Source organism: Kocuria dechangensis, from assembly GCF_014636775.1.
Lineage (GTDB): Bacteria > Actinomycetota > Actinomycetes > Actinomycetales > Micrococcaceae > Kocuria > Kocuria dechangensis.
On record NZ_BMEQ01000081.1, the window covers coordinates 1 to 862 of the forward strand.

1 protein-coding gene is annotated in these 862 nt (G+C 74.0%); it reads right to left on the minus strand.

Features of this window, described 5'->3' with window-relative positions:
* On the minus strand, window positions 1–862 hold an 862-nt coding region (locus IEW07_RS20740; RefSeq protein WP_188540686.1), incomplete at both ends, for a zinc-binding dehydrogenase.

Sequence of the window (862 nt, forward strand, 5' to 3'; positions counted from 1 at the left end):
CGCCGTACCAGGCGGACTTGATCGCCCCGCCCCGGCCGAACACCTCGTCCAGCGGGATCTCCCAGGTGGTCCCCGGGGCGGGGACCCCCACCAGCACCATCCGCCCGGCCAGGTCCCTCGCCTCGAACGCCTGCCGGAAGGTCGCGGCGATGCCCACCGCGTCGACCACCACGTCGGCCCCGAACCCGCCGGTGAGCTCCTGGATCGCCGCCACCGGCTCCTGGGTGCGGGAGTTGACCGTGTGGGTGGCCCCGAAGCGCTTGGCGGTGGCCAGCTTGTCGTCGTCGAGGTCCACCGCGATGATCGTGGTGGCCCCGGCCAGGGCGGCCCCGGCGACCGCGGCGGTGCCGACCCCGCCGCAGCCGATCACCGCCACCGACTCCCCGCGCCGCACGGCCGCGGTGTTGAGCACCGCCCCGATCCCGGCCATCACCCCGCACCCGAGCAGCCCGACCGCCGCGTACTGGTGGTCCTCCAACTCGCCCTCGATCTTGGTGCACTGCCCGGCCGCGACCAGGGTCTTCTCCGCGAACGCGCCGATGCCCAGCGCCGGGGTCAGCTCCGTCCCGTCCTCGAGGGTCATCCTCTGGACGGCGTTGTGGGTGTCGAAGCAGTACCAGGGCTCCCCCTTGCGGCAGGCCCGGCACTGCCCGCACACCGCCCGCCAGTTCAGGATCACCTTGTCCCCCACGGCGACCTCGGTGACGCCCTCCCCGACCGCGGCGACGATCCCGGAGGCCTCGTGGCCCAGCAGGTAGGGGAAGTCGTCGCCGACCCCGCCCTCCACGTAGTGCTGGTCGGTCTGGCACACCCCGCAGGTGAGCACGTCCACCAGCACCTCCCCGGGCCCGGGATCCGGGAC